The sequence below is a fragment of the Phyllobacterium trifolii genome, assembly GCF_014192095.1.
Classification (GTDB): domain Bacteria; phylum Pseudomonadota; class Alphaproteobacteria; order Rhizobiales; family Rhizobiaceae; genus Phyllobacterium; species Phyllobacterium trifolii.
The window spans coordinates 23492-30675 of sequence record NZ_JACHXN010000037.1 but is presented as its reverse complement, the minus strand read 5'-3'; the positions used below and the strand labels follow the sequence as shown (position 1 = coordinate 30675).

Below are 7184 nucleotides of genomic sequence, written 5' to 3'. Positions count from 1 at the left end.
TCAAAGAGCGGGGTAAGTTCAAGAAAGCGTCGCGTTGTCTTTTCGGAACAGAAACCCATGACCCGCTCAACGCCTGCGCGGTTGTACCAACTCCTATCGAAGATCACGATCTCGCCCGCCGCCGGAAAATGTTGAATGTAGCGCTGCATGAAGATCTGGGATTTCTCCCGGTCGCTTGGCGAAGGAAGCGCAATGACGCGGAACACGCGCGGGCTTACCCGCTCCGTGATCCGTTTGATCATGCCGCCTTTTCCGGCCGCATCACGGCCCTCGAACAGGATGATGACGCGTGATCCGGATTTCTTCACCCACGCCTGTAAATGCGCGAGCTCGATCTGAAGCTTTTTCATTTGCTTGTTGTAGCGGTCCTTGCCGAGCTTCTTGTGCTCGACATGCTCCTCTTCCCGCAATGTCTCACTGTGTTTGTTCATCACATTATCCTCCAGGCGTCTGGGATTTGGGTTCTTATCGCGGCCGATATATCACTCGATAGCCAATTGGCTCGATATCCCCTCAGGCTCCTTTGGCTTGCGGCGACTATCATTATCAGTGCTCCAGGAAACGCTGCTGCATCCGACTGCTCATTCGCAGCAAGACCGCGTCAAAACCATTTCAACCAGAAAAGTGTAGTCTGCACTGCCGGGGAGAACCCGTAACATCGTGTAATATACATAGAGTGCACGAAGGTACGTTTGGCTGCGCGGGCTCGCACGGCCAAGTGGGTCACTCGTCGGGGATGGAAAGCCCCGCTTTCTTGAACCCGTCGAGCAAATGCAACTGATCCTCGCGGCGAATGATCCGGACGGCGACTTCATGGCGAATATTGTCGACGAAGGTGGGTGCGTGGACTGCGAGCCATTGCCGTTCGCTGCGAGCCTCCTCGGTTTTGCCGAGCTGCCCGAGAATTGCCGTCAGTATGAGGTGATAAATCGGGTTGGCGCGAACGTCCGCCAGTCTCGCCCATCTCTCGGCAGTTATGTAGTCCTTGTCGATATAAGCGCAGACTGCAAGCGCAGACTCGAAATACCCCGATGGCTGCGGATTGCGGGACACAGCCGAAGCGACCAGTTTGCATCCGGGCTTCCATTGCCCTGACAAGGCAAGCCTGAATCCATACTCACCCGCCAGCTCGGTGTCATTGGGGTTGATCGAATAAGCTCGTGCGCCGACGTCCAATGCCGCTGTAATTTCGCCGCGGAAATAATGACTGAGCATTTCGGCCTGCAGCGCTCGAACGTTTTGGGGATCCAGTTCCACAGCCCGCCTTGCCGCGTCGGTTGCAACGTCAAGCGAAGGGATCGTCGAATTCAAACGGTATCGAAAACGAAGTTCGTCGAGATAGGTCAATGAAAGCAGGGCCCATGCTGTCGCATAGTTGGGGAAACGTTGGACTGCCCGCTGCAGGCAACTCTGAACGGTCGCATGTGTTGCGGGGTTGAGGTTCGAGCGATAGCGGTAGTATGCCAGCGTACATTTATATGCCTCCAGGTCATCAGGCGGCGACTGTGCAAGATCGGCAGCATCGGTCTGGAAAATTATCCCGTAGGGTTGGGCCAGGGCTGTCGCCACTGCTTGTGCTATGTCGGCCTCGAGTTGAAGCAGGCTTTGGACTTGGACGATGCTGTCGTAGTTATTTGTCCAGACCACTGATCCACTGTTTCGATCGAGGAGCCGCGCGTTCAGCCGGAGCTTGTCGCCGTGAAGGCGGACGCGCCCTTCCAGGGCAAAGAGCGCTTCGGAATCACCTGCGGCCAACATGATACCCGTGCCGGCAACCACCACGATCTCCTTGAATTTTGCCAGCTGACCGATGACTTCGTCCGTCAGACCTTGGGCTATGACCGCCGAATCGGGAGTGCCCGAAAGGTCCTCGAAGGGTTCGATCACCAACTTCGGAACGCCGGGGCCGGCCGCCTGCCTGTCCGTGATGCCGAAACCGTCTCCAAAGCGGAACATGCCTCCAGCGTAGAGGGCTAGACCCATCAATGCGGCTACAACGAGGATAAGCCCCACCCAGGGTGGTGCGCGCCCCCAAGTGGCCGTGAGTTGTTTCGAGTACGTTGCGGCAAGCCTGTGGGCAGAAGGAGGCGTCTCAGTTCGGCGCGAAAAGACCGGGACATAGCCGCCTTTGGGCATGGTCACGACGATGGGGTCGTTCTGGCCCGCAACAAGATAGTAGTGCTCCAGTCCCCGCCGGATCAGACCGGCCTGGATTCGGACCACCGGATCAATCTGGGGGTCAAAAGAACAGCTTCTGCCGTAAACCTCGACCGCGATCGAATAGGCCTTTATCCGGTTTGCGCGACCGCCAACGGTTTCGCCGACAACGTAGGCGAAGAATTGCCGGGCACGCTCGGGCACGTCAAATTCACTGCTCGACCGGATACGGTCAAGTTGCTCAAGGATATCGGCATGGGTGGGTACCGATGCCCCGTCTTGAACAACGTCCTCCACGTCGTTCTCCCCCGAATACTGCAACCCCGGCACACTCACCAGTTGCTGTATTCTACAGTATTCTACGTCCTTTTTTGACGAAAGCGCAATATACTACCGAGGGACAAAGGGCTTGGTTGCCCAATCACAGAACCAGGCCGAAGGAAAGACAATGAACGCGCGGACTGGAGGTGCCTTCGATCAAGAAATTGGCTGCGGTTTTGCGCCGATACGCGGAAAGCTCGTTACGAATTCAACACCTTTACGTCAGCGACGAAACCTTTCGCGAATTGTGCAGTGATCTTGCAGCTGCGGAGCGAGCGATCAAAACCGTGGAGAATCTGCCGGATCCAATCCGCAGTGAACGACGCGCCGAATTTGCGGAGATGGCAAATTACCTTGCCAGCGAGATTGAAGGGGCGATTTCGAGGCAAAGTGCCGTATCTTTTCGGCGTTGGGGCACTTCTCCAGCGAGATCTTTGCTTTGCATTAGTTCGCCATTGCAACGAGGAGGAGGCAGATGAAAGTGGAGATTGAGCGGAAATATCTTGTCTCCGATGACGGTTGGAGGGAGCATGCGACCATCCGATCCGTTTTTCGTCAGGCCTATATGACGGTCGCCGGAGACAGGACGGTGCGCGTTAGGACCATCGACGATAGGCGCGCCACGCTGACCGTCAAAGTCCGCACGGGTCCGATGCAGCGAGACGAATTTGAGTACGACCTTCCATATTGCGAAGCTCTCAAACTAATAAGGCACCGAATTGGAGTCGTCGTTGAAAAGACCCGCTATGATGTAGCTTACGGCGGACATGTTTGGGAAATTGACGTCTACGAGGGTGCACATCGTGGCCTCATTGTTGCAGAGATCGAGTTAAGGGACGCCAGCGACGAGTTTCCACTGCCCGTTTGGCTGGGGCGGGAAATCACCGGAGAGCAAATGTACTCGAACCAGATATTGGCGTTGGACGGAGAGCGTGGGTAGCGGCTTTGACCGCCCCCAATTTGGGAGCGATTGCCGACTGTCACTGCGTGGTAATGCTCCGGATACGCCACCACTTACTTCTGAGCGGCCTGACATTCTCGCAGTGCCTTGAATGCATTGTCGGTGCCGGTGAGGTCGACCACAACGGTCCTGCGTCCCTTCGAGGTGATCGTCAGCGCTTTTTTCTTGGCAAGATCATAGATGAAATCGAGATTGTTGAAGGGAACGAATGCGCCTTCGTATCCCTCCATTCCCTGTCCCTTGGCCACACCCGTGTACTTCTCGCCATCGACGTCGAACACGACGGAGATCTTTTCGCCGGCGGTGATCTTTGTCGGTTTCTTGGAATAGAGCGCCAGGTAGCCACGCGGGGCCGCCGTCGCATCGATGCCTATCTGCACCTGTGTTTCGCCGTCGGCATTGTCCCGCATGATCATGCAGCCAGGACCTGTGCTACTTTTTACATATATGTCCCAACCGGCCGCCGAGCCATATTTTGTCACGGTCTCTGCGGCTGTACAAGGAACGGTGAGTGCTGCAACTGCCAAGGCAGTCCGAGCGAATAAATGCATGGTTTCCTCCTATTGAATGACAAACGACGCCAAGAAGACAATTGCGTCAAGAACGCCAACATGTTTCAAGTTGCGCGGTGCTTGTCGTGCCGTTGGCTTAACAGTTATATACCCCAGCCGCGCATCGCCTCACCGTGCGCCGAGCAGCGCCTGCGACGCTGACGGGCGTGAGCGGCCGACCAACTCTCGCCTCTGCGGTAGCCACAAAACTGGCCACCCCCGGGATTGAAAGTTCCGTTCCGGCTTCCAGGCCGAACAGCCCGACGGTGGCGGTGAGCACAAAGATTTTCAGTTTCCTTGGAATGTTCATTTTGTGCCTCCTACGGCGAATTGATCCGGAAGCTCGTCGATATCGACGAGTTTCCTCGGGTCGTCCACTTGCTTGGCATCCGTCGCGTTCTTGAAGCTGAAGTCCTGCGCAACGACATCCGTTCCGGTCTTCCAGTCGCTGATCTGGATACTGTACTGCGGTCCTTGGTCAACTTGCGTGGAAGTGATGACGTATCGACAAGGATAGGGGTGCTCGCCCTGGGCAATCCATATCTGCCAGTCGACTTCCTTGGCCCTGAACGCCAGATGGTCGCATTCGGTGCCGCCGATCACGCCGCTGCCTAGATCCTTCACGTCGACCACGTCACGCATCAATTCGTCGTAGACATTGGTGAGCAGGAGATCAGCGCCGGGGACGGGCCTCTGGTATTTGTTTCGCAATTCGTCGATGAGATGGTCGACCGTGCCGGGTACCTCGGCCTGTGCGTACATATTGTCCTCCTTGGCCAGCAGCGTCAGGGTCTTGCCATCGAACGTCGTCTCGACATTGGCAAAACCTCCGGAACGCGTGGCGCGAAACTTGTCGGGGCGGCCTATTTCGACTTTGCCCGAGCTTGCCAGAAGCAGCTTCTGGTGGTCCTTGGTGACGACCTCGAAATTGGTGTCGTAGGCGAATGAAATGGCCTTTTGCCCCGCCATGTAGTCGGACATCGACTTGAGAATCGTCTTGGCTTCGGCTTCGCCGGCCGAAGCGCCCGGGAATGTACCGGCCGCGAGGATCATCGTCAGCGCCGCCGATGCAAGGACGGTGACAGTGGATTGCATGGACCTCCAAGCTTTGGTCGTCATCGTATTATCTCCCGTGATTGTCTGTCCGTCGAATATCCACCCGATCCTCATTCACTTGGATACGCATCGATCAGAACGACGCGATCGCCAAGCCTTGGTTCACACTACGCGCTGTGGAACGGAAAAACCTGTAACATCGGGTATGTTACAGGTGACACTACATAACTTGCAGCGACGTTCGCGGTGACAGCCCGCGTCCGCTATGGAGCTTAGTCGCTATCGTCACGGTCCATCATAGATCGAAGGATCTACCACCGGCCGCGGGAAGATACAGTCCCCATGAGGGCCCACTCGCGTACGACACGTGCTTCCTGACTTCCAATATCGACCAGTGTTAGTGGCCGCCGAGTACGAGCGTCTGGACCGGCAGCATTATCGCCTGCATCCGAAGGATCATCGCATGCACGATCGCAACCGTGTCCACGACGTGGAGGAAAATCCAGCGCGACGTGCCGATATCCTGCGCGGCGAGCGCGTCGTGGTTGTTGGTGTAGGCGTTGGCGATGCAGCTGCTGCCTGGTGGCAACCCGTCCAGCTGACCCGGGAAAAGAGGTTCGAGGAAGACGGTGAGCGATCCTCCTTGCACAATCTGCCCCACATCGAGCAGCTGGTCCGTTGGCCGCAGTTGCCCCGCCGCAATGACGTCCTGGACTTCGGTCACGACCATCGGAATGATGGTGAATGGCATCCCAATACACGTGGCCTCCGCAATCATGCCTTTTTTTATCACCTGCGCCTCGATCTGGCCGAAGCCGGCAACCAGCCTTGCCCGTCCGGCTCCTTCGGGGACAAGGATACCTGCGGGGCGTATCATTGTGTTGACGACATCGCCGCGTCGGAGCGTGAACTGTTGGACGGTTCCCGCGACGCCGGCGCGAACGAGGGTTTTGTCTAGTTCGACCTGTGCCTGTTTGAGAGCGGCTTCCGCACTCGCCTTCTGGGCGGGAAGTAGGGAAGAAAGCTTTGTCTCGATGGTCCGTTTGTTGGCGACGGCGGCGTCGAGCGTACCCTTCCTGCCGTCGGCGGTGATCTGCAACCGCTCCACCTCCCGAACCGAGACGTCCGCATTGCGCCGCAAGAGCTCCTGCCTGGTTGCGAGTTCGTCGAGCGCCTGCTGGTACGCGCCTTGCGCCTGTTGGATAAGCCCGTCCGCTGCGGCCAGCTCGGTTTGTGCCACGGCGGTCTCGGCAACCGTTTCGTCGATTTGGCGCTGGGCCGTTTCGTGCGCCGCCTCCTGTTCCGAACTGTCGAGCCTGAAGAGAGGGTCGCCTGTACGGACCTTGGAATTCACGCCGACGAACACTTCGGCAACACGACCGACAGTCTCGGGCAGAATGGTCACGGTGCGGAATATCGCGGTCACGTTCTTGGTCGAGGGGTGGTAGTAAAACACCAGCGTGATCAACGAGACCGTCAGCAGGAGGCACGCGGTGATGCCCCAGCGCAATTCATACCATACCGTGAAAAGAGTGATCTCGCGTCCTATCCGCTTCCCCTGGGCGTAGCGGCGATAGAGATAATCCGGGAAGACCGTGAGCAGGGAACAGAGAAGAAGCTCGAACATCGATCAGATGCCCCCACCGACAGTATCCGGCTTAGGTTTCGGCACCAGCGTGACGACCACCGGATCCTCAACCGCAGGGGTCCGTCCCGACAGCCTTTCAAGCGACTGGGCCATCGAACTCATCGGCGTGGCGAAATCAGGCAGATCGATAAATGCGAGCAACAGGCCGGCAATCCAGAAGATGTGGTTGTGCGTGAAGAGGGAAATCAGCGCCAGAACGGCCACGATCTCCATTTGCACTTTTTTGGTCCGATGCGCCATTCGTTCCGGCAGGGCATGGACTTGGAAGTAAAAATTGCCGATCATGAGAACGGCGGCCAAAAGGAACACGGCGACGACGGTGAACAACCAATCGCTTTCGCCTGGTCCCGTGACGAAGCCCGGAAGATGTTCGATCGCTGCCGGATGCAGTGTATCGGCCATGTTCTCATCCCTTCGATATTGTCGCTGGCGCTCATTAATCGTCAGCGACAGCATGTCTGGCTAACATCGATGACCAGCAGGCCCTGTC

General features: G+C 57.2%; 8 protein-coding genes. 1 reads left to right on the top strand and 7 read right to left on the bottom strand.

Annotation, left to right across the window (positions count from 1 at the left end; all coding sequences use genetic code 11):
- Positions 1-431 (bottom strand): polyphosphate kinase 2 family protein (locus FHS21_RS28945; protein WP_512699180.1); only part of this gene is annotated, 431 nt, incomplete at its 3' end.
- 292 nt (positions 432-723) lie between these two features.
- Positions 724-2454, bottom strand: a complete 1731-nt coding sequence (locus FHS21_RS28940) for a hypothetical protein (protein ID WP_183665533.1) — start codon at positions 2452-2454, stop codon at positions 724-726.
- A 499-nt stretch (positions 2455-2953) separates the two neighbouring features.
- On the opposite strand from FHS21_RS28940, the gene FHS21_RS28935 reads away from it, so the two are divergent.
- Positions 2954-3418: a CYTH domain-containing protein gene (locus FHS21_RS28935; RefSeq protein WP_112531276.1), complete on the top strand. Its 465-nt coding sequence runs from the start codon at positions 2954-2956 to the stop codon at positions 3416-3418.
- Positions 3419-3492: 74 nt separating this feature from the next.
- On the opposite strand, the gene FHS21_RS28930 is transcribed toward FHS21_RS28935, so the two are convergent.
- From FHS21_RS28930 to FHS21_RS28915, 5 genes are all read right to left on the bottom strand, one after another.
- On the bottom strand, positions 3493-3990 hold the full coding sequence (locus FHS21_RS28930) for a hypothetical protein (protein ID WP_112531277.1): 498 nt from the start codon (positions 3988-3990) through the stop codon (positions 3493-3495).
- A gap of 97 nt (positions 3991-4087) precedes the next feature.
- The gene (locus FHS21_RS31090) at positions 4088-4300 is read right to left on the bottom strand and encodes a hypothetical protein (protein ID WP_246411301.1); all 213 of its coding nucleotides are present in this window, start codon (positions 4298-4300) and stop codon (positions 4088-4090) included.
- Entirely contained in the window at positions 4297-5109 is an 813-nt protein-coding gene (locus FHS21_RS28925) for a DUF2092 domain-containing protein (protein WP_183665531.1), read from the bottom strand. The genes FHS21_RS31090 and FHS21_RS28925 overlap by 4 nt, the downstream gene beginning before the upstream one ends.
- Before the next feature lie 334 nt (positions 5110-5443).
- Positions 5444-6673 carry an HlyD family secretion protein gene (locus tag FHS21_RS28920; protein WP_183665529.1) on the bottom strand — a complete coding sequence of 410 codons (1230 nt, stop codon included), beginning with the start codon at positions 6671-6673 and terminating at the stop codon, positions 5444-5446.
- Positions 6674-6676: 3 nt separating this feature from the next.
- Positions 6677-7096, bottom strand: coding sequence for a hypothetical protein (locus tag FHS21_RS28915; RefSeq protein ID WP_183665527.1), 420 nt, complete (start codon positions 7094-7096; stop codon positions 6677-6679).
- Positions 7097-7184: the final 88 nt, after the last annotated feature.

Bases quoted from the DNA above. Each gene is read 5' to 3' on its own strand.
- FHS21_RS28935 (WP_112531276.1), top strand. From the start codon at position 2,954: ATGAAAGTGGAGATTGAGCGGAAATATCTTGTCTCCGATGACGGTTGG.
- FHS21_RS28930 (WP_112531277.1), bottom strand. From the start codon at position 3,990: ATGCATTTATTCGCTCGGACTGCCTTGGCAGTTGCAGCACTCACCGTT.
- FHS21_RS31090 (WP_246411301.1), bottom strand. From the start codon at position 4,300: ATGAACATTCCAAGGAAACTGAAAATCTTTGTGCTCACCGCCACCGTC.
- FHS21_RS28925 (WP_183665531.1), bottom strand. From the start codon at position 5,109: ATGACGACCAAAGCTTGGAGGTCCATGCAATCCACTGTCACCGTCCTT.
- FHS21_RS28920 (WP_183665529.1), bottom strand. From the start codon at position 6,673: ATGTTCGAGCTTCTTCTCTGTTCCCTGCTCACGGTCTTCCCGGATTAT.
- FHS21_RS28915 (WP_183665527.1), bottom strand. From the start codon at position 7,096: ATGGCCGATACACTGCATCCGGCAGCGATCGAACATCTTCCGGGCTTC.